This window comes from Hydrogenophaga sp., from assembly GCF_030158645.1.
Taxonomy (GTDB): domain Bacteria; phylum Pseudomonadota; class Gammaproteobacteria; order Burkholderiales; family Burkholderiaceae_C; genus Hydrogenophaga.
This window is the reverse complement of the sequence record NZ_JAOASO010000133.1, coordinates 98,089-118,823: the sequence shown is the minus strand read 5'-3', so window position 1 is coordinate 118,823 and position 20,735 is coordinate 98,089. Positions and strand designations below refer to the sequence as shown.

Here is a 20,735-nt window from a genome sequence, read left to right as displayed (position 1 = left end):
TCACCGGCACCTTCCCCACGCTCAAACGCGAAGACGCCAAAGCCCTGCTGGAGGCGGCCGGGGCCAAGGTGGCCGGCTCGGTGAGCAAAAAGACCGACTACGTGGTGGCCGGTGCCGAGGCGGGCAGCAAGCTGGACAAGGCGAACGAGCTGGGGGTGGCGGTGATCGACGAGCGGGCGATGTTGGCGATATTGGGTAGTACTTGAGTGTTAAATTTCTCCGCCGGTCATCGAGACCGAGGAGAAATCACATGTTGCAGAACTCATTTCACATCTGGTTCTTGCTGTTCATTTGGGTACTGTGCGCGCCGGTTAACGCTCTCACCGTCGGCACTCCGCAGCGCGTTGAACCGGTCTCTTGGTCCGGGCAATGGATAGAGTGGGTGAGGGCCGGCGACCATGTTCGAGCCGAGGCTGATATTGAGTTGCGCTTGAAGCAGTCTTCGACCGATGTACACGTCAATCAACGGCTGAACAACGCGCTGGAGACCATGGCGCGCCGCTGGCGCGTGGAGCCTGCGTTGTTCGAGGTTTGGCTGCGAGCCAGCGATCACGGCTCTGTTCGATTGGTGCAAGCCAAACTGAAGACCAACATCGCTTGGGCAGCCCGTGGCGTCCATATGGCGCGAGATGTGCACACCGACAATTTCGCGCGAATGCACGCCTTGATGGCTGAGGCTGAGCCCTTGTACGAAGAGGCCCTGGAGCGGTTGGGACCTTCTTGTGACCCTTGTCAACGCGGCCTGGTCGTCACGGCGTACTACAACCGAGGGGCCCGCGAAGCCGCGCTTGTTGTGGATCGGGCCATGCAGGCGCTGGGTGGTGGCGGCTACCTGACCCCTCTGGAATACCTCCACTACCTCCAGCCCAAATGGGGCGGCAGTTGGCGGCAGGGCGAAGCGTTTGTGCATGTGTTTGCGCGCGACTACCCAGGGTCCAAAACCACGGCGGTGCTACGCAGCCAACTGGCCGAGTACAAGGCCGACGAACTCTGGGTCGCCAACAAGCGTCACCAAGCCACGGTTCTGCTTCAAGAGTCGCTGACATGGGATCCGGACAATGCCAGCGCCTGGGCGAGTCTTGCGGCACTCGCGAACGCGGAAGGTGACGGTGCCATGGCCATGGAGGCCGCGACTCGAGCACTTCATCTGGATCCAGAAGCCAAAATGGCACTGAGTACGCGAGCGTCGATGCTTCTTGAGGGACCGAATCCCGCTGAGGCCCTCGCCGACTTGGAAGGTGCAACTGTGTTGGGTGATGACTGGGCCTTGGCAACCCTGGTTCGCATTCTGGCCAACGGCTTGCACGGCACACCCAAGGCGCCGGAGCGCGTGGCTTCCATTTGCCGCGCTGCCATGGAGCGGGACACACCCACGGCCTATGCCTGCATGGCGTCGGTCTACTACTTCGGCTTGGGTGAAGCCGTCGACAAACCTCGTGCGTTCGGCTATTTCCTCGAGGCATCGGATCGGGGCTTCAAAGGGTCTGCCGTGGATGCCGGTTTCATGCTCATGCGGGGTGATGGTGTGCCCCGTGACGAAGAGCAAGCCATTGCGCAGTGGATCCGCGCTGCCGATGCCGGTGACGAGAGGGCCACACAGCTGCTGCGTGGTCACATGAGCACATGGACGTATTTCTGGCGTGTGCAACGACCGGCATACCTGCGTCATGCCAAAGCTTATGCAGAACAGGTGCAGGCAGTTCCCGGGGTGCTGTTGGCTGGACTGCTCGGTTGGCTCCTCAGCTGACCATCGGCGCTCTTGAACCACTCGCTCATTTGAACCGGTAATGATCCCGGTTGAGCACCGCCGCGATGGCGGTGACTTCTTCCGGGAACAGCTGCAGGTTCAGCTGCGTGCTGCAGTTCTCCACCATGCCGCGCAGCAGGCCGGCGTTGTGGATGCGGCCTTTCGGGCGGTAGATGGCGCTGCCGTCGCCGCCGACCTTGCTGGCGTGACATGTCGCGCATCGGTTCTCGGCGATGAGTTTGGCCCCCAGGGCGAGGTCGGCGCCCTTGAAGATCCCGGCGCCCTGGGCCTGGGCCATCAAGGGCAGCATCAGGGCGAAGGCGAGCAGGGCGGTCTTCATGGGTTCTCCTCGGGTGGTCGCGTGGGGTGACGTGATCAGCGAAACTAAACCCATCTCCCCCGCTTGTCCAACCCATGACCATCCACACCATCCTGAAAATGGGCGATCCGCGCCTGCTGCGCCACGCCCAGCCCATCACCCGCTTCGACACGCCCGAGCTGCACCAGCTGGTGGTGGACCTGCAGGAGACGATGGTGGCTGCCAACGGCGCAGGGCTGGCCGCGCCGCAGATCGGGGTGGACCTGCAGGTGGTGATTTTCGGCAGCGGCGCGACCAACCCGCGCTACCCCGAAGCGCCGGTGGTGCCTCGCACCGTGCTGGTGAACCCGGTCATCACGCCGCTGGGTGACGAGGAAGAAGAGGGCTGGGAAGGTTGCCTGTCGGTGCCGGGCCTGCGCGGCGTGGTGCCGCGCTGGCGCCGCATCCGTTACCAGGGCTTTGATGAGCACGGTCAAACCATCGACCGCGAGGCCGAGGGCTTCCATGCGCGGGTGGTGCAGCACGAGTGCGACCACCTCTGGGGCAAGCTCTACCCGATGCGGGTGCGCGACTTCAGCCGCTTCGGCTTCACCGAGGTGCTTTTTCCCGGGCTGGACGCGGCAGAAGACGATTGAAACAAACCGTCGCGCGGTTGAAATGAATTGACATGTTGGGGCGGGCACATCGACTAGAGTCGGGCCCGGGTCAAACCAAACCACAGGGATTCCATTTCATGAAGCACTTGCTTGCCGTGACGGCGTGCGCGGCACTGCTCGGCGCCTGCAGCGTGACCAAACCACCCGCCGACGTGGCGGTGGTGCTGCCCGGCAGCTGGTACGCGCCCCCGCTGGCCCACTCGGGCAGCACGCAGGAACTCACCGCCTGGTGGAGCCGGTTCGACGACCCGGTGCTCACCGACTGGATCCACCGCGCGCAAGCGCAAAGCCCCAGCATCGCCACCGCCCGCGCGCAGGTGTTTTCCGCCCGCGCCACCCGCTTCGGCGTGGAGGCGCAGAACGGGCCTCAGGTGAACGCGGTGGCCAACGCCACCCGCGGCATCACCGACCCGACCATTCCGCTGGGCACCACGCTGAGCGCCGGCTTGCAGGCCTCGTGGGCGATCGGTCTGTGGGGTGAGAGCGCCGCGCGCCTGGGCAGCGCAAAGGCGCAGCAAGACGCCGCCAGCGCGGGCTGGCACGAAGCCCGGGTCCTGGTGGCCTCGGAACTGGCACAGCTCTACTTTTCTCAGCGCCTGTGCCGCGAGCAGCTCGCCGTCGCCCTGCGCGACCGCGAATCGCGCGCGGTCACGGCGCAGAACAACAGCACGTCCGAGCGCGCTGGCCTCACCGCCCCGGCGGTGGCCGCGCTGGCGCGCGCCAGCGCGGCCGAGAGCGCAGCGCGCTACCGCCAGCAGGACGAGGTTTGCGAGCGGCAGGTGAAGTCGCTGGTGGCGCTCACCGGTGTGCCCGAGCCCGAGGTGCGCCAGCGGCTGGCCGGTGCGCCGGCCTTGCTGTCTTCGGAGCGCCTTGACGGCCTGCTGTTGGTGAACGCCGTGCCGGCCGAAGTCATCCGCCAGCGGCCCGATGTCTACCGCGCACAGCGCGAGCTGGTGGCCGCCAGCGAAGACGTGGGCGTGGCCAGGGCCGCTTTGCTGCCGGGCCTGTCGCTCTCGGGCAGCTTGCTGCGCAACCGGTTCTCCGGCAGCGGCACCGAGGGCACGTTCAACACCTGGGCCATCGGACCGATCCGCCTGAGCCTGCCGCTGCTGGGGCGTGACAGCCTTCGCGCGAGCACCGACAGTGCGCAGGCCCGCTACGAGTCTGCGGCCATCGCGTACGCCAGCACCCTGCGCCAGGCGGTGGCCGAGGTGGAGCAGGCGCTGGTGACGCTGGCCAGCCTGCGCGAGCGGGAGGCGTCGACGGTCACGGCCGTGGCCGGCTACGAACAGTCGCTCAAGGGCACCGAGGCGCGCTACCGCGTGGGCCTGGCCAACCTCAACGAACTGGAAGAGGCGCGCCGCCTCAAGCTCAACGCCGACAGCAGCGCGGTGAATCTGCAGCAAGAACGCATCAACGCCTGGATCCAGCTCTACGTCGCCCTGGGCGGTGGCTTCGATCCCGTGAACAACCCCAACGCACTCAAAGACCCCGCATGAACGCCACAACTTCCCCATCGCGCAAACGCTGGCTCTGGCTGGCCATCGCCCTGGCCCTGGTGCTGCTGGTGGTTTTCTGGGCGTTCATCAAGCAGCCCGCGGCGCCCGCGCCCGACGCGGCTGCCGCCGGCCCCAAGCCTTCGCTCACCGTGACCGTGGCCCAGCCCGAGCGCAGCAGCCTGCCGATCCGCCTGCAGGCCAACGGCAACATCACCGCCTGGCAAGAGGCCAGCGTGGGCGCCGAACTCAATGGCCTGCGGCTGGCGTCGGTGAACGTGAACGTGGGTGACGTGGTGCGCAAGGGCCAGGTGCTGGCCGAGTTCGCGCGCGAAACCACGCAGGCCGACAGCCTGCAGAGCCGTGCCAGCCTGATGCAGGCCGAGGCCAGCCATGAGAACGCCAAGGCCGACGCCGACCGGGCGCGGTCCATCCAGGACAGCGGCGCGCTCTCCGCTTCGCAGGTGGCGCATTACCTCACGCAAGAGAAGGTGGCGCGCGCGCAACTGGAAGCCGCGAAGGCTGTGCTGAGCGCCACCGAGGTTCGCCTGGGCAACACCCAGGTGCTCGCGCCCGATGACGGCGTGATTTCGGCGCGCGGTGCCACCGTGGGTGCGGTGGTGAGCGCGGGGCAGGAGCTGTTCCGCCTGGTGCGCCAGAGCCGCATGGAATGGCGCGGCGAGGTCACGCCCAGCGAGGTGGGGCGTGTGAGCAAAGGCCAGGAGGTGAAGGTCACAGCGGCCAGCGGGCTGGAGATCACCGGCCGGGTGCGCGCGATCGCGCCCAGCGCGGACCCGCAGACGCGCAACATCCTGGTGTTTGTGGACCTGCCGCGCAACGACGAGCTGAAGGCGGGTACTTTTGCCAAGGGCTTCTTTGAGCTGGGCCAGAGCGATGCGCTCACGGTGCCCAGCGAATCCATCGTGGTGCGCGACGGCAGCAACTACGTGTTCGTGATCGACCCGCAGAACAAGGCCAGCCAGCGCAAGGTGCAGACCGGCCGGCGGGTGGGCGAGCGGGTCGAGGTGCTCGAAGGCGTGAAGGCCGACGAGCCGGTGGCGGTGCAGGGCGCGGGTTTCCTGAACGAAGCCGATCTCGTCAAAGTGGTGAAGTGAGGACCGGGCCATGAACGTCTCTGCCTGGTCCATCAAGAATCCGATCCCGGCGTCGATGCTGTTCTTCATGCTGACGCTGGCGGGCCTGTTCTCGTTCGGCCAGATGAAGGTGCAAAACTTCCCCGACCTGGATGTGCCCAACATCACGGTGAGCGCCAGCCTGCCGGGCGCCGCGCCCAACCAGCTGGAAAACGACGTGGCGCGCGTCATCGAAAACAGCCTCGCCTCGCTGCAAGGCATCAAGCACATCACCACCAAGGTGCAGGACGGCGCGGTCACCATCACGACCGAATTCCGCATCGAGAAGAACACGCAGGAAGCGCTGGACGATGTGCGCTCGGCCGTGGCCAAGGTGCGCGGTGACCTGCCGGCCGATCTGCGCGAACCCATCATCAACAAGGTCGAGCTCGCCGGGGGTGCGGTGCTGGCCTACACCGTGTCGTCCGACAAGATGGACGCGGAAGCCATCTCGTGGTTTGTCGAAAACGACATTTCCAAGCTGCTGCTCTCGGTGCGCGGCGTGGGCGCCATCAACCGCGTGGGTGGCGTGGACCGCGAAGTGCAGGTGCTGCTGGACCCGCTGAAGCTGCAGGCGCTGGGTGCGAGCGCGGCCGACGTGTCGCGCCAACTCGCCAAAGTGCAGATCGAAAGCGCCGGTGGCCGGGTGGACCTGGGCGGCAGCCAGCAGCCGTTGCGCACGCTGTCTTCATTGCAATCGGCTGAAGAACTCTCGCGGCTGGAGCTGTCGCTCTCCGACGGCCGACGCGTTCGCCTGGACCAGATCGCCACCATCCAGGACACGGTGGCCGAGCCCACGGCCGCGGCCTTCCTGAACGGCCAGCCGGTGGTGGGTTTTGAAGTCGCGCGCAGCCGCGGCGCCAGCGAGATCGAGGTGGGCAATGGCGTGCGCGAAAAGCTCACGGAGCTGCGCGCCGCGCGGCCGGATCTGAGCATCACCGAGTCGTTCGACTTCGTCACGCCGGTGCAGGAGGAGTTCGACGGCTCCATGGTGCTGCTGTACGAAGGTGCCATCCTGGCGGTGCTGGTGGTGTGGCTGTTTCTGCGCGACTTTCGCGCCACCGTGGTCTCGGCGGTCGCGCTGCCACTGTCGGCCATCCCGGCCTTCATCGGCATGCACTACATGGGCTTCACCATCAACGTGGTGACGCTGCTGGCCATGTCGCTGGTGATCGGCATCCTGGTGGACGATGCGATCGTGGAGGTGGAGAACATCGTGCGCCACATGCGCATGGGCAAGACGCCGTACCAGGCGTCGATGGAAGCGGCCGACGAGATCGGTTTGGCGGTCATCGCCACCACCTTCGCCTTGATCGCGGTGTTCCTGCCCACGGCCTTCATGTCGGGCATCCCGGGCAAGTTCTTCAAGCAGTTCGGCTGGACGGCGTCGTTCGCGGTGTTCGCCTCGCTGGTGGTGGCGCGCGCGCTCACGCCCATGATGGCGGCCTACCTACTCAAGCCGGTGGTGATGGCCCAGGACATGCCGCGCTGGGCGCGCAGCAACCGCGTGACCGGTGCCTTCTGGAAGTGGATGACCAACCAGGACGAACCCGCCTGGCTCAACACCTACCGGGGCTGGGCGGCCTGGTGCATCCGCCACCGCTGGATCACCATGATCGGCGCGGGCGTGTTCTTCGTCGGCTCGCTCATGCTGATTCCGCTGCTGCCGCAGGGCTTCATTCCGCCCGACGACAACTCGCAGACGCAGGTCTACATCGAACTGCCACCGGGCTCCACGCTGCAGCAGACCGTGGCGAGTGCCGAGCGTGCGCGCCTGTTGGTGATGGACGTGCCGCATGTGAAGTCGGTCTACACCACCATCGGATCGGGCTCCGCAGGCAGTGATCCCTTTGCGCCGCAGGGCACGGCCGAGTCGCGCAAGGCGGCGCTGACCATCCAGCTCGACGCGCGGGGCACGCGCCCGCGCAAACAGGTCATCGAAAACCAGATGCGCGCGGCCATGTCCAACCTGCCGGGCGTGCGCAGCAAGGTGGGCCTGGGCGGTTCGGGTGAAAAGTACATCCTGACGCTCACCGGCAACGACGCCGCCGCGCTCACCACCGCGGCCACCGGGATCGAACGCGACCTGCGCACCATTCCCGGCGTGGGCAGCGTGCAGTCCACCGCGTCGCTGGTGCGCACCGAGATCAGCGTGACGCCCGACCTGGCGCGCGCTGCCGACATGGGCGTGACCAGCAGCGCGATCGCCGAGACCTTGCGCATTGCCACCGTGGGCGATTACGACACGGCGCTCCCGAAGATGAACCTGCCGCAGCGGCAGATTCCCATCGTGGTCAAGCTTGACGCCTCCGCCCGTGGTGATCTGGACTTGCTGGCCCGTCTGGCGGTGCCGGGCGGCAAGGGGCCGGTGATGCTGGGGCAGGTGGCCACGCTGAGCTTTGGCGGCGGCCCGGCCGTGATCGACCGCTACGACCGCGCGCGCAACATCAACTTTGAAGTCGAGCTCGCCGGCATTGCGCTGGGCGACATGAAGAACGCGGTGGAGAAACTGCCCAGCCTGCGCAACCTGCCACCGGGCGTGTCGGTGCTGGAGATCGGCGATGCCGAGGTGCAGGGCGAGCTGTTCGCCAGCTTCGGCCTGGCCATGCTGACCGGCGTGCTGTGCATCTACATCGTGCTGGTGCTGCTGTTCAAGGCCTTCCTGCACCCGGTGACGATTCTGGCGGCACTGCCGCTGTCGTTGGGTGGCGCCTTCGTGGCGCTGCTGCTGGCCGACAAGAGCTTCTCCATGCCGTCGCTGATCGGTTTGATCATGCTGATGGGGGTGGCGACGAAGAACTCGATTTTGCTGGTGGAGTACGCGATCGAGGCGCGGCGCGAGCACGGCATGAACCGGCTGGATGCGATTCTGGATGCCTGCCACAAGCGCGCGCGCCCGATCGTGATGACGACGATCGCCATGGGCGCGGGCATGTTGCCGATCGCCATTGGCTGGGGCGCGGCCGACAGCAGTTTCCGTTCACCGATGGCGGTGGCGGTGATCGGCGGTTTGATCACCTCGACCTTCCTGAGCCTGCTGGTGATTCCGGCGGTGTTCACGCTGGTTGACGATGTGTCGATCTGGTTCGGGTCGCTGTTTGGGCGCAAACCTTCTGGGGCCGAGTCGCCGTCGGAGGCCTTGCGAGCCTAGGGTTTGGCGGGCTCGTGAGTGAGTGGCGCTCTGCTCCGCGGCTGTCCCCCGAGGCGGCTTTGCCGCCTCTCCTCCTTGATGCCGCTGCGCTGAGCGCCACTCACTCACGAGCTGATGTGAAGTAGGTGCGCGCACAGACCGAGTGAAACGAGGTCATCGGCGGCCATGGGGCACGGCGCAGCGAAATCAAGGAGGAGGGGCCGCAGGCCCCGGGGGACATTCGCGGAGCCGTGCCCCGTGGTCGCCGATGACCGGAGCAGGCGGAGAGAAACACGAGCAAAGTCGGAGCGAAAACTCAGCCCTCCAAAGTCTCCAGCAACTCCGTCTCGATCTCGATCTGCCGCTTGTTCATCTGCAACTGCGCGCCACAGATGAGGAAGGTGTCTTCCACCCGCTCGCCCAGCGTGGTGATCTTGGCCAGCTGCACGTTGATGTCGTAACGCGCCAGCACGCGCGAGATGCCGTAAAGCAGGCCGGCGCGGTCGCTCGCCGAGACCGACAGCAGCCAGCGCTGCGCCTTCTCGTCGGGCCGCAGGTCCACCCGCGGCGTGACCGGGAAACTCTTGACCCGGCGCGAGAGACGGCCCTTCATGGGCGCCGGCAGCGGGCCGCACTCGTCGATGGTCTGCGCCAGGTTGTTCTCCACCATCGCGATCAATTCGCGGTAGTGCTCCGACAACGTGGGCGCCACCACCTGGAAGGTGTCGAGCGCGTGGCCGGTGAGCGTGGTGTGCACGCGGGCGTCCAGGATGCTGAAGTTGGAGCTGTCGAAGTAGCCGCAGATGCGGGCAAACAGATCGTTCTGATCGGGCGCATACACCAGCACCTGCAGGCCTTCGCCTTCGGGCGAAAGGCGGGCGCGCACGATGCAGCGATCCACCACCGTTTCATCCACGTCGGGCGCCGGCTTGGCGGCGGCTTTGGTTGCGGTCTGGGCGATCTGCCGCGTGAGCACCCGCGTGTGCCAGGCGATCTCGTCGGCCTGGTGGCGCATGAAGTAGCTCACGTCCAGCGTGTCCCACAGCGCCTTGTGCGCCATGTGCGGCAGCGCGTGCAGCGCCAGCATGGACAGCGCCTCGCGCTTGCGCGCTTCGATCACCGCACCCGGGTCGGGGGCTCGGCCGCCGAGCGCTCGCAGGGTGTAGCGGTACAGGTCTTCCAGCAGCTTGCCCTTCCAGGCGTTCCACACCTTCGGGCTGGTGCCCCGGATGTCGGCCACGGTGAGCAAGTAGAGCGCCGTGAGGTAACGCTCGTTGCCCACGCGTTTCGCAAATGCGGCGATCACGTCTGGGTCGCTCAGGTCTTCCTTCTGCGCCATGCGGCTCATGGTCAGGTGTTCGGACACCAGGAACTCGATCAGCTTGCTGTCTTCGCGCTCGATGCCGTGCTGGCGGCAGAAGGTGCGCACGTCCTTGGCGCCGAGGTCGGAATGGTCACCGCCGCGGCCCTTGGCGATGTCGTGGAAGATGGCTGCGATGTAGAAGATCCAGGGCTTGTCCCAGCCGGCGGCTAGCTGTGAGCAGAACGGGTATTCGTGCGAGTGCTCGGCAATGAAGAAGCGGCGCACGTTGCGCAGCACCATGAGGATGTGCTGGTCCACGGTGTACACATGGAACAGGTCGTGCTGCATCTGGCCCACGATGTGGCGAAAAACCCAGAGGTAGCGCCCGAGCACCGAGGTCTCGTTCATCATGCGCAGCGCATGCGTGATGCCTTCGGGCTCTTTCAGGATCTGCAGGAACTGAGCGCGGTTGACCGGGTCGGCGCGGAACTTCGCGTTCATGACCGGTCGGGCGTTGTAGAGCGCGCGCAGCGTGCGGGCCGAGAAGCCTTTGATGCCCACCGTGGTCTGGTAGATGTGAAACGTCTCCAGGATGGCTCGCGGTTGCTGGACGTACAGATCGTCGCTGGCCACCTCCAGCATGCCACCCTTGTCGAAGAAGCGCGGGTTCAGCGGTCTCAGGCGGTCCACGCCGGCCATGTCGTCCTGCAGGCGCTCCTGGATGTTGAGCAGCAGGATCTGGTTGAGCTGGGTCACGGCCTTGGCGGCCCAGTAGTAACGCTTCATGAGCGCTTCGCTGGCGCGGCGCGTGCCTTTGGCCGTGGGTGTTGCGTGAGGCTGTCCGGGTGGGCCGGCGGTGATGACGGCCGGAACCTGCGCCTTGAAGCCGAACGACTCGGCCACCGCGGTCTGCAGGTCGAACACCAGCCGGTCTTCGCGCCGGTTGGCCAGCAGGTGCAGTCGCGCGCGGATCAGGCTGAGCAAGGCTTCGTTGGCCTTGATCTGGCGCGCTTCCAGCGGCGTGGCCAGGCCTTTGCGCGCCAGGTCGTCCCAGCTGCGCCCCAGGCCGGCGGCCTTGGACACCCACAGGATGATCTGCAGGTCGCGCAAGCCGCCGGGCGACTCCTTGCAGTTGGGCTCCAGCGAATACGGCGTGTTTTCGTACTTGGTGTGGCGCTGGCGCATCTCCAGCGTCTTGGCCACGTAAAAGGCCTTGGGGTCCATGGCCTCGTCCAGCAGGCTGACGAGGCGGTTGAAAGCGCTCTTGCTGCCACAGATCAGGCGGCTTTCCAGCATGGAGGTCTGCACCGTCACGTCTTTGGCCGACTCCTCCACGCAGTCGGTCACCGAGCGAACGCTGGACCCGATTTCCAGACCCAGGTCCCAGCACGCGCCGATGAAGCCCTCGATCTGCTTCTTGAGTTCGGCGTCATCGTCGGGCATGGCGCCGTCGGGCAGCAGCACCAGCACATCCACATCGGAGTAGGGGAACAGTTCACCACGGCCGTAGCCGCCCACGGCGATCAGCGAGAAGCCGGTGCCGAAGCCGGCGCGGCTCCAGAGCTCCCGCAAGGTCTGGTCGGTCAGCCGTGAGAGTTGCTGCAGCGCTTGGCGCACACCCCGCGTGGAAGCTCCCTGGTCGCGCAGCAGCGAGAAGAGGGCGGACTTGTCGTCGCGGTAACGCTGGCGCAGTGCGCCAAAGTCGCCCGAGGGCGCCAGAACGGGGTCCATCGGCTCAGGCCGCCACGGCGGCGGCTGGCGTCACAAAAGCCGGCGGCGCCAGGCTGCCGGCCGACAGCGTGAGCACCTCGTAGCCGGTTTCGGTCACCAGCACCGTGTGTTCCCACTGGGCGGAGAGTGAGCGGTCGCGCGTGACGATGGTCCAGCCGTCGCCCTGTTCCTTGATGTCGCGTTTGCCCGCGTTGATCATGGGCTCGATGGTGAAGGTCATGCCGGGTTTGAGTTCTTCCAGCGTGCCCGGGCGGCCGTAGTGCAGCACCTGCGGGTCTTCGTGAAACTTCTGCCCGATGCCGTGGCCGCAGAACTCGCGCACCACCGAGAAGCCGTTGCCCTCGGCAAAGGTCTGGATGGCGTGACCGATGTCGCCCAGGCGGATGCCGGGCTTGACCATCACGATGCCTTTCCACATGGCCTCGTACGTCACCTGGGTCAGCCGGCGCGCCTGCACCGAACAGGCGGCCTCGCCACCGATCATGTACATGCGGCTGTTGTCGCCGAACCAGCCGTCCTTGATGACGGTCACGTCCACGTTGAGGATGTCGCCTTTCTTGAGCGGTTTCTCGTTCGGAATGCCGTGGCACACCACGTGGTTGATGGAGGTGCACAGGTGGCCGGGGTAGGGCGGATAGCCACTGGGCTGGTAGCCGATGGTGGCGGACACCGTGCCTTGCTGTTTCATGAATTCGGCCGCCAGGCGGTCGATCTCCAGCGTGGTCACGCCCGGCTGGATCAGCGGCGTGAGGTAGTCCAGCACTTCGGAGGCCAGGCGGCAGGCCACCCGCATGCCTTCGATGCCCGCTGCGTCTTTGTAGGTGATGCTCATGGACGCGGATTATCCCACCGGGCCCTGCGGCGCAGGGTATCGGTGCCGATGACTGGGCGGGCCACGCGGGTAAAATCGCCACTCCGCCCACCCCCCGGGTCTACGCACCTCAGGCTCCCAACGTGTCCCTGCACCTGCGCACTTTCGATGGCGGCAATGCCATCAGCGACTTCAAAGTCCAGCAACTCCTGCCCCGTCTGGCAGCCCTCTCCGACAAGATCACCGGCCTCTCGGCCCGCTTCGTGCACCTGGCCGCCTTCGACGGCGAGCCCGATGCGGCCACCGTGGCGCGTGTGGGCGAGCTGCTGACCTACGGTGAGCCCGCTTCAGAAGCCCACCTCAAGCTCGAAGCCGCTGGCGCCCCGGCCCTGCTGGTGATGCCGCGCCTGGGCACGGTCTCGCCCTGGGCTTCCAAGGCCACCGACATCGCGCACAACTGCGGCCTGGCCCTGCACCGGGTGGAGCGGCTGGTCGAGTTCCGCCTGCAGCTCAAGAGCGGACTGCTCGGCAAGGCCAGCCTGTCGGCCGAACAGTTGCGTGCCGTGGCCGACCTGCTGCACGACCGCATGACGGAAAACGTCTCGCTCGACCGCAGACAGGCGCAGGCCCTGTTCACCGAACTGCACCCTGCGCCCATGGAGCAGGTGGACGTGCTTGGCGGCGGTCGCGCCGCGCTGGAGCGCGCCAACGCCGACTGGGGGCTGGCCCTGGCCGACGATGAAATCGATTATTTGGTCAACGCATTCAACGGCCTGCAGCGCAACCCGACCGACGTGGAGCTGATGATGTTTGCGCAGGCCAACAGCGAACACTGCCGCCACAAGATCTTCAACGCGCAGTTCACCATCGACGGCGTGGCGCAGGAGAAAAGCCTGTTCGGCATGATCCGCCACACCCACCAGCTGGCACCGCAGCACACCGTGGTGGCGTATTCGGACAACGCCTCCATCATGGAAGGCAGCGTGGTGGAGCGCTTCGTGGCGCGCGCGGGCGGCGAAGCCTCGCCCGCCTACGCGGCCGAAACCGCCACGCACCACGTGTTGATGAAGGTGGAGACGCACAACCACCCGACCGCCATCTCTCCGTTCCCCGGCGCCTCCACCGGCGCAGGCGGCGAAATCCGCGACGAGGGCGCGACCGGCCGCGGCTCCAAGCCCAAGGCCGGCCTGACCGGCTTCACCGTGGGCAAGCTCTGGGGCGGCCTGAGTGACCAGCCGGGCGGCAAGCCCGAGCACATCGCCAGCCCGCTGCAGATCATGACCGAGGGCCCGCTCGGCGGTGCGGCTTTCAACAACGAGTTCGGCCGGCCCAACCTGCTGGGCTATTTCCGCGAATACGAACTGGCGGTGGACGGCGTTCAGCGTGGGTATCACAAGCCCATCATGATCGCCGGCGGCGTGGGCGTGATCGACGCCATCCAGACCCAGAAGATCGAGTTCCCGGCCGGCTCGCTGCTGATCCAGCTCGGCGGCCCGGGCATGAAGATCGGCATGGGGGGCAGCGCGGCGAGTTCCATGGCCAGCGGCACCAACGCCGCCTCGCTGGACTTCGACTCCGTGCAACGCGGTAACCCTGAGATCGAGCGCCGAGCCCAGGAGGTCATCAACCACTGCTGGCAGCAGGGGGCGAACAACCCCATCCTGGCGATCCACGACGTGGGCGCGGGTGGTCTGTCGAATGCCTTTCCCGAGCTGACCAACGACGCCGGGCGCGGTGCGCGTTTTGACCTGCGCGCCGTGCCGCTGGAAGAAAGCGGCCTGGCGCCCAAGGAAATCTGGTGCAACGAAAGCCAGGAGCGTTATGTGCTGGCGATCGCGCCCGAATCGCTGGAGGTGTTCAAAGGTTTCTGCGAGCGCGAACGCTGCCCGTTTGCCGTGGTGGGTGTGGCCACGGAAGAGCGCGAGCTGGTGCTGGCCGACGACCCTTCCACAGGCTCAGGGCGAACGGAAAAAGCGGTCGACATGCCCATGAACGTGCTGCTGGGCAAGCCGCCCAAGATGCACCGTGATGTGAGGTCGGTGGATCGCCAGCCCGCGCCGCTGGACCTCACCGGCGTCGATCTGCAGAAGGCTGTGATCGACGTGCTGAGTCATCCCACGGTGGCGTCCAAGCGTTTCCTCATCACCATCGGCGACCGCACCGTGGGTGGACTCTCTCACCGCGACCAGATGGTCGGCCCCTGGCAGGTGCCGGTGGCCGACTGCGCCGTGACCCTGGCCGATTTCAAGGGCTTCGCGGGCGAGGCCATGAGCATGGGCGAGCGCACGCCGCTGGCCGCCCTCGACGCCGCCGCCTCCGGCCGCATGGCGGTGGCCGAAGCCATCACCAACCTGCTGGCCGCGCCCATCGAACTTCCACGCGTGAAGCTCTCCGCCAACTGGATGGCTGCCTGCGGCGAACCGGGCGAAGACGCTGCCTTGTACGAGACGGTGAAGGCCGTTGGCATGGAACTCTGCCCCGCGCTGGGTATCTCAATTCCCGTGGGCAAGGACAGCCTGTCCATGCGCACGCAGTGGAAAGAGGGCAGCGACACGAAAAAGGTGACCTCGCCGGTGAGCCTGATCGTGAGCGCTTTCGCCACGCTGGCCGACGTGCGCGGCACGCTCACGCCGCAGCTGAACAACGCGCTGGACGACACCACGCTGGTGCTGATCGACCTGGGCAAAGGCCGCCACCGCATGGGCGGCAGCGTGCTGGCCCAGGTGCTGGGGCAGGGCGGTGGCGAGGCGCCCGATCTGGACGACGCACAAGACCTCGTCAACCTGGTGAACGCCGTGAACGCGCTGCGGGCCGAGGGCAAGGTCCTGGCCTATCACGACCGCAGCGACGGTGGCCTGCTGGCCGCCGCCGCCGAGATGGCCTTTGCCGGCCACGTGGGCGTGTCGCTCAACGTGGACCTGCTGGTCACCGAGGGCGACGGCATCAGCGACAGCCGTGCCGAGATGGGCGACGCCAAAAACTGGGCCGGTCAGGTGAGTGCGCGGCGCGAAGAGCTCACGCTCAAGGCGCTGTTCAGCGAAGAGCTGGGCGTGCTGCTGCAGGTGGCGACCTCCGACCGCAACGCCGTGATGCAGACCTTGCGCGAGCACGGTCTGAGCAAACACAGCCACTTTGTCGGCAAGACCCGGCCCGCGACTTCCAGCATGGAGGTGGGCAAAGGCCAGTTGCAGGTCTGGCGCGACACCAAGGCCGTGTTCTCGGCCAGCCTGTTTGATTTGCACCAGGTCTGGGACAGCGTGAGCTGGAAGATCAACCAGCAGCGCGACAACCCGGCCTGTGCCGATGCCGAACATGCGGCCGCCGGCCAGCCCGATGACCCCGGTCTGCACACGAGGCTGACCTTCGACCCGACCAACAACATCGCCGCGCCGTTCCTCAACCTCGCCAGGCCCCGGGTCGCGATCCTGCGCGAGCAGGGCGTGAACTCCCACGTGGAGATGGCCTACGCCTTCACCCAGGCCGGCTTCGAAGCGTTTGACGTGCACATGACCGACCTGCAGACCGGCCGCGCGAAGCTGGCCGATTTCAAGGGCGTTGTGGCCTGCGGCGGCTTCAGCTACGGCGACACGCTGGGTGCCGGCATCGGCTGGGCGCGCAGCATCACCTTCAACGAGGCGCTCTCCGCCCAGTTCCAGGCGTTCTTTGCCCGAGGCGACACCTTCGGTCTGGGCGTGTGCAACGGTTGCCAGATGTTTGCCGAGCTGGCCGACATCATCCCCGGCGCCGAGGCCTGGCCGCGCTTCACCACCAACCAAAGCGAGCGTTTCGAGGCACGCCTCTCGATGGTGGAGGTGCTCGACTCGCCCAGCCTGTTCTTGGCCGGCATGGCGGGCAGCCGGTTGCCGATCGCGGTGGCGCATGGCGAGGGCTATGCCAACTTCCACCACCGGGGCGACGCCAGCAAGGCGATCGCGGCGATGCGCTTCACCGACAACACGGGTACGGCCACCGAGGCCTACCCGTTCAACCCCAACGGCAGCCCGGGTGGCCTGACCGCAGTGACCACCGCAGACGGCCGCTTCACGGCCATGATGCCGCACCCCGAGCGCGTGTTCCGCAACATCCAGATGAGCTGGACCGACCAGGACCCGGCGGCCCGCAGCGCCTGGATGCGTTTGTGGCACAACGCGCGACGGTGGGTCGCATGACCCCGCCCCGCATCGCTTTCGGCGCCTGACGCCTCAACCCTCGAAAGTACCCATGGCCGGAAGCAGCTTGCTTTTATTGATCGACGACATCGCCGCCATCCTGGACGATGTGGCCGTGATGACCAAGATCGCCGCGCGCCAAGGCGCAGCCGCGGCCGATGACGTGGCCGTGATGACGAAGCTGGCCGTGAAGAAGACGGCGGGTGTGCTGGGCGATGACCTCGCGCTCAACGCGCAACAGGTCACCGGCGTGAAGGCCGATCGTGAGTTGCCGGTGGTCTGGGCGGTGGCCAAGGGCTCGATGATCAACAAGGCCATCCTGGTACCGGCGGCCTTGCTCATCAGCGTGGTCGCGCCCTGGGCCATCACGCCGCTGCTGATGCTGGGCGGCTTGTTCCTCTGTTACGAGGGGGTCGAAAAACTCGTGCACGCGTTCGGCGCCCACAAGGCCGAAGACGAGGCGGAACACGCGAAGCTGCTGGAAGCCGTGGTCGACAAGAATGTGGACCTGGTGGCCTTCGAGAAAGAGAAGATCAAGGGCGCCGTGCGCACCGACTTCATCCTCTCGGCCGAGATCATCGTGATCAGCCTGGGCACGGTGGCCGCGGCCAGCATGGGCCAGCGCGTGGCGGTGCTGGTGGGCATTTCGCTGCTCATGACGGTGGGTGTTTATGGCCTGGTGGCCGGCATCGTCAAGCTGGACGATCTGGGTCTTCACCTCAACCAGCAAGTGGCGCGCTGGAAGCAGGCGATCGGCCGCGGAATCCTCGCGGCTGCGCCCTGGCTCATGAAAACGCTCTCGGTCGTGGGCACCGCCGCCATGTTCCTGGTGGGCGGCGGCATCCTGGTGCACGGTGTGCCCGCGGTGGGCCATGGCATTGAAGACTTCGCCGCGGGCCTGGGCTGGGTGGCGCCCGTGGTGACCAGCCTGGCCGGAGCGCTGGTGGGCGTGGTGGCCGGTGCCGTGGTGCTGGTGTTGGTGGGCTTGGTTGGCCGCCTGCGCGGCAAGAAGCCCCAGCCCGCCTGACGCGCTGATCCTTCAGTTGGGGATGGCACTGACCGGGGCAGCGTCCTAGAATGAGTCGGTCGAGCCCCGAGCCTCCAGGGGCCCGCCACCGGACACCGCACCGATTGGCGGTGAAACCTCGGGTCTTCGCCACATGGACGGGATCTTCATCAGCTACCGCAGGGACGACTCGGCCGGTTACGCCGGGCGGCTGTACGACCGCCTCGCCGCCCACTTCGGCGCCGACCGGGTGTTCATGGACGTGGCGGGCATCGAACTCGGCACCGACTTCGTCACCGCGATCGAGCAGGCGGTGGGTTCCTGCCAAGTCCTGGTCGTCGTCATCGGTGACGAATGGCTCAGCACCACCGACGCTGCCGGGCGCCGGCGGCTCGACGATCCCCACGACTTTGTGCGACTGGAAACCGGCGTGGCGCTGGAGCGCGAGATCCGCGTGGTGCCGGTGCTGGTGGGTGGTGCGCTCATGCCGCGTGGTGACGAGCTGCCCGCCGACCTCAAGGCGCTGGCCCGGCGCCAGGCCATCGAGATCAGCCACAAGCAGTGGGAGGCCTCCACGCAAGAGCTGATCCGCGCCCTCGACACCATGCTGGACCGGCGCGCGGACGCCGGCATCACCGAACCCACTGCCGTCGCCGACAAGCCTCGCGACGCCCATGGACCCGTTGCCTCGACCTCCTCACCCGCCGTGACGGCGGCCAGCAGCGGTGGACTTTGGCGCTGGGCAGGTCTGGGCGTCGGTGGGCTCGCGCTTGGACTTTGGGCCTTCTGGCCCGGCGATGACGGGTCCACGTCCCCGGTCGCCTCCACCCCCCTGCTCACCGCCGAATCGCCCCGAGCGCCCGAGACGGCGGTCGTGGTCGCAGCCGCGCCGGCACCGGCTCCAGTGTCCGCGGCGACGCCGACAGCGGAGACGGCACCTCCCGCCAGGCCCGCTGTGGTGGCGGCTCCCGTGGTGTCTGCGCCGGTGATCGTGGCCGCTGCACCGACCCGGCCGCCGCCCCCCTCGAGCCCGGCCACGGCGGCCCCGCTGACCACGACCCGGCCCGCCACGCCGATCGACGTGGCACGTGCCAGGCCAGCGGAGCCTGCCGCACCAGCACCAGCGCCCGCGACGGTGGCTGCGGTGCCGGAGCGTCCACCCGAAGTGGCGCGTGAAGTCAACGCCGCCTTGCCCCGGCCGGGCGAGAGCTGGACGTACCGCACCAGCGGCAAATGGCCTACCAGCCCGCGCCGTGACATCGTGATTTCCGTGCAATCGGTGCGCGACGGCTTGGTGACGGATACCCTGCGCGCCGACGCCGAAACGCGCATCGTGGGCGACTCGCGCCGCGCCATCGGCAGCCGCCCCGCGTTTCTGACCTGGGACCAGATCGGCCTGGAGTACAGCCCCTACCTCGGCGCCTTTCGCGACCTGAGCACCCTGGGCTCGCTGAGCGACTTCGCCACCCCTGACGTCGACACCTGGGGCCAGTGGTACTCGCAGGCCAAGGTGCTCGGGCGCGAGACGGTGAATGTGCCGGGCGGCAGCTTCGAGGCGTTCAAGGTGGAGGTGTGGAGCAGCCGCAGCGCCACCGGTGGCACCACCCTGGCCTCGATCGAGCCGGTGCGCATCCACTACCTGATCTGGTACGCACCGCCGGTCAAGCGCTACGTGAAGATGCAACGTCGCGTGATCAGTGCCAACAGCCGGGAAATCGAAAAGGACCTGTTCGAGCTGGTGGCGCATCGCTGATCCCGAGACCGCTTGACCTGTGTCAAGGCACGCAGACGCGGTCTGCCTAGACTGGTGCCATCCGCCGGCCGATCCTGCCCGGCGAAGCGCGAGGAGACCGCATGACCACCGCCACCCACAGCCCTGAAGCCAACGCGCGCACCGACGCGCCGCTGACCACCTTCGCGAACTGCCACGTCGGCATCCTCAAACGCCTGCAGTCGCTGGATGCGCTGCCCGCGCTGCTGGCGCCCGCCGCCCAGGCGCGCCAGATCGCATCGGACTCGTTGGCGTTCTTCCGCGAAGCGATTTTTGAACACCACCTCGACGAAGAGCGCGACCTGTTCCCGGCCGTGCTCGCCAGCGCCCAGCCGGGTGCCGAGCGCGACCGCGTTCGGGTCATGACCGAGCGGCTGACGCACGAACACCGCGCCATCGAAACGCTGTGGAAAAACCTGGAAAAAGCGCTCAAGCGCGTGGGCAAGGGGCAGGATGCCGACCTGGACGTGAACGAAGTGCACCAGCTCGTGGCCGCGTATGCGGCCCACGCGGGCTTCGAGGAAGCGGAGTTCCTGCCCCTGTGCGAAACCATCCTGGGTCGCAACAGCAACCACATGGCCGCCCTCGGCCTCTCGCTGCACATGCGCCACGTGCGCCAGCCGACCGCCTACATCTGAGGACGCGGCGCCCTCAGGGCAGAATCCGGTGGTGCCCAACCCGCCACCGGAGACCCGCTTTGACCGCAGCCGCCGACCCCACGCAGACAACTTCCATCGTGCTCGTGCATGGCGCTTGGCACGGCGCCTGGTGCTGGAGCCGGGTGTTGCCGCTGCTGCGCAGTGCCGGGGTGGACAGCCACGCCGTCACCTTGACCGGTGTGGGCGAACGTGCCCACCTGATGGCGCCCACGATCGATCTGCACACCCACATCCAGGATGTGATCGGCCTGATCGCAGCCGAAGAACTCCAGCGCGTGGTGCTGGTGGGCCACAGCTACGCGGGCATGGTGATCACCGGCGTGGCCGATCGGCTGCAAGCCAACCACCCGGGGTTGCTCGTGCACCTGGTGTACCTCGACGCCGCGCTGCCGTATCCCGGTGACAGCTGGAGCAGCCACCACGCCACAGAGACCCAACAGGCCCGGATCGCGGCATCGCAGCCCAGCGGCGGCCTGAGCTTTCCGCCGCCCGATGCCAGCCTGTTCGGCCTGAGCGGCGCCGACCGCGACTGGGTCAACCGGCGCCAGACCCCGCAGCCTTTCCATCTGTACCAACAGCCGCTGGACTTCGACGCCGAGCGGGTGGCCGCCGTGCCGCGCACGTTCATTGACTGCACCCAACCGGCGCTGGCCACCATTGCACCGTCGCGCGTGCGGGTGCGCAGCGAACCCGGCTGGAACGTGGTGGAGATGGCCACCGGCCACGACCCGATGGTGAGCGAACCGGCGGCGCTCAGCCAGATCCTGCTGGACATCCAGCGGCGCGCCTGAGGTCCACACGAAT

General features: G+C 67.1%; 14 protein-coding genes. 11 read left to right on the top strand and 3 right to left on the bottom strand.

Going from position 1 to position 20,735, the window contains the following annotated elements:
• Together Q1W68_RS14240 and Q1W68_RS14235 are read left to right on the top strand one after the other, a co-directional pair.
• Positions 1-206: BRCT domain-containing protein (locus tag Q1W68_RS14240; RefSeq protein ID WP_300716969.1), on the top strand; the 206-nt coding region annotated here is incomplete at its 5' end.
• Positions 207-250: 44 nt separating this feature from the next.
• Positions 251-1,747: a hypothetical protein gene (locus tag Q1W68_RS14235; RefSeq protein WP_300654733.1), complete on the top strand. Its 1,497-nt coding sequence runs from the start codon at positions 251-253 to the stop codon at positions 1,745-1,747.
• A 25-nt stretch (positions 1,748-1,772) separates the two neighbouring features.
• On the opposite strand, the gene Q1W68_RS14230 is transcribed toward Q1W68_RS14235, so the two are convergent.
• Complete coding sequence (locus Q1W68_RS14230) at positions 1,773-2,087, bottom strand: hypothetical protein (RefSeq protein WP_300654732.1); 315 nt, start codon at positions 2,085-2,087, stop codon at positions 1,773-1,775.
• A gap of 74 nt (positions 2,088-2,161) precedes the next feature.
• Between Q1W68_RS14230 and def the strand changes: the two genes are divergently transcribed.
• The 4 genes from def (at position 2,162) to Q1W68_RS14210 (ending at position 8,502) form a co-directional block, all read left to right on the top strand.
• Entirely contained in the window at positions 2,162-2,701 is a 540-nt protein-coding gene (def, locus tag Q1W68_RS14225; RefSeq protein ID WP_300654730.1) for a peptide deformylase, read from the top strand.
• A 98-nt stretch (positions 2,702-2,799) separates the two neighbouring features.
• Positions 2,800-4,221, top strand: a complete 1,422-nt coding sequence (locus Q1W68_RS14220) for an efflux transporter outer membrane subunit (RefSeq protein WP_300716968.1) — start codon at positions 2,800-2,802, stop codon at positions 4,219-4,221.
• Positions 4,218-5,333 (top strand): efflux RND transporter periplasmic adaptor subunit, encoded by a 1,116-nt coding sequence (locus Q1W68_RS14215; RefSeq protein WP_300716967.1) that lies wholly within the window; start codon positions 4,218-4,220, stop codon positions 5,331-5,333. Before Q1W68_RS14220 ends, Q1W68_RS14215 begins: the two co-directional genes overlap by 4 nt.
• 10 nt (positions 5,334-5,343) lie before the next feature.
• Positions 5,344-8,502 carry an efflux RND transporter permease subunit gene (locus Q1W68_RS14210; protein WP_300716966.1) on the top strand — a complete coding sequence of 1,053 codons (3,159 nt, stop codon included), beginning with the start codon at positions 5,344-5,346 and terminating at the stop codon, positions 8,500-8,502.
• A 295-nt stretch (positions 8,503-8,797) separates the two neighbouring features.
• Here Q1W68_RS14210 and Q1W68_RS14205 read toward each other — a convergent pair whose 3' ends face one another.
• Both Q1W68_RS14205 and map read right to left on the bottom strand, forming a co-directional pair.
• Entirely contained in the window at positions 8,798-11,515 is a 2,718-nt protein-coding gene (locus Q1W68_RS14205) for a [protein-PII] uridylyltransferase (RefSeq protein ID WP_300654719.1), read from the bottom strand.
• Between the two features lie 4 nt (positions 11,516-11,519).
• On the bottom strand, positions 11,520-12,347 hold the full coding sequence (map, locus tag Q1W68_RS14200) for a type I methionyl aminopeptidase (protein ID WP_300716965.1): 828 nt from the start codon (positions 12,345-12,347) through the stop codon (positions 11,520-11,522).
• Positions 12,348-12,469: 122 nt separating this feature from the next.
• Here map and purL point away from each other — a divergent pair, with 122 nt between their 5' ends.
• The 5 genes from purL to Q1W68_RS14175 all read left to right on the top strand — a co-directional run bounded on the left by purL (position 12,470) and on the right by Q1W68_RS14175 (position 20,722).
• Complete coding sequence (purL, locus tag Q1W68_RS14195) at positions 12,470-16,495, top strand: phosphoribosylformylglycinamidine synthase (RefSeq protein WP_300716964.1); 4,026 nt, start codon at positions 12,470-12,472, stop codon at positions 16,493-16,495.
• Between the two features lie 52 nt (positions 16,496-16,547).
• A complete protein-coding gene (locus tag Q1W68_RS14190) occupies positions 16,548-17,522 on the top strand; it encodes a DUF808 domain-containing protein (protein WP_300654711.1) in 975 nt (324 codons plus the stop codon).
• Between the two features lie 133 nt (positions 17,523-17,655).
• On the top strand, positions 17,656-19,254 hold the full coding sequence (locus tag Q1W68_RS14185; protein WP_300654709.1) for a toll/interleukin-1 receptor domain-containing protein: 1,599 nt from the start codon (positions 17,656-17,658) through the stop codon (positions 19,252-19,254).
• Between the two features lie 101 nt (positions 19,255-19,355).
• A complete protein-coding gene (locus Q1W68_RS14180) occupies positions 19,356-19,910 on the top strand; it encodes a hemerythrin domain-containing protein (protein ID WP_300654706.1) in 555 nt (184 codons plus the stop codon).
• Between the two features lie 59 nt (positions 19,911-19,969).
• The gene (locus Q1W68_RS14175; protein ID WP_300654703.1) at positions 19,970-20,722 is read left to right on the top strand and encodes an alpha/beta hydrolase; all 753 of its coding nucleotides are present in this window, start codon (positions 19,970-19,972) and stop codon (positions 20,720-20,722) included.
• Positions 20,723-20,735 lie beyond the last annotated feature (13 nt).

Bases quoted from the DNA above. Each gene is read 5' to 3' on its own strand.
- Q1W68_RS14185 (WP_300654709.1), top strand. From the start codon at position 17,656: ATGGACGGGATCTTCATCAGCTACCGCAGGGACGACTCGGCCGGTTAC.
- Q1W68_RS14215 (WP_300716967.1), top strand. From the start codon at position 4,218: ATGAACGCCACAACTTCCCCATCGCGCAAACGCTGGCTCTGGCTGGCC.
- Q1W68_RS14205 (WP_300654719.1), bottom strand. From the start codon at position 11,515: ATGGACCCCGTTCTGGCGCCCTCGGGCGACTTTGGCGCACTGCGCCAG.
- map (WP_300716965.1), bottom strand. From the start codon at position 12,347: ATGAGCATCACCTACAAAGACGCAGCGGGCATCGAAGGCATGCGGGTG.
- Q1W68_RS14230 (WP_300654732.1), bottom strand. From the start codon at position 2,087: ATGAAGACCGCCCTGCTCGCCTTCGCCCTGATGCTGCCCTTGATGGCC.
- Q1W68_RS14210 (WP_300716966.1), top strand. From the start codon at position 5,344: ATGAACGTCTCTGCCTGGTCCATCAAGAATCCGATCCCGGCGTCGATG.
- Q1W68_RS14235 (WP_300654733.1), top strand. From the start codon at position 251: ATGTTGCAGAACTCATTTCACATCTGGTTCTTGCTGTTCATTTGGGTA.
- Q1W68_RS14180 (WP_300654706.1), top strand. From the start codon at position 19,356: ATGACCACCGCCACCCACAGCCCTGAAGCCAACGCGCGCACCGACGCG.
- def (WP_300654730.1), top strand. From the start codon at position 2,162: ATGACCATCCACACCATCCTGAAAATGGGCGATCCGCGCCTGCTGCGC.
- Q1W68_RS14190 (WP_300654711.1), top strand. From the start codon at position 16,548: ATGGCCGGAAGCAGCTTGCTTTTATTGATCGACGACATCGCCGCCATC.
- Q1W68_RS14220 (WP_300716968.1), top strand. From the start codon at position 2,800: ATGAAGCACTTGCTTGCCGTGACGGCGTGCGCGGCACTGCTCGGCGCC.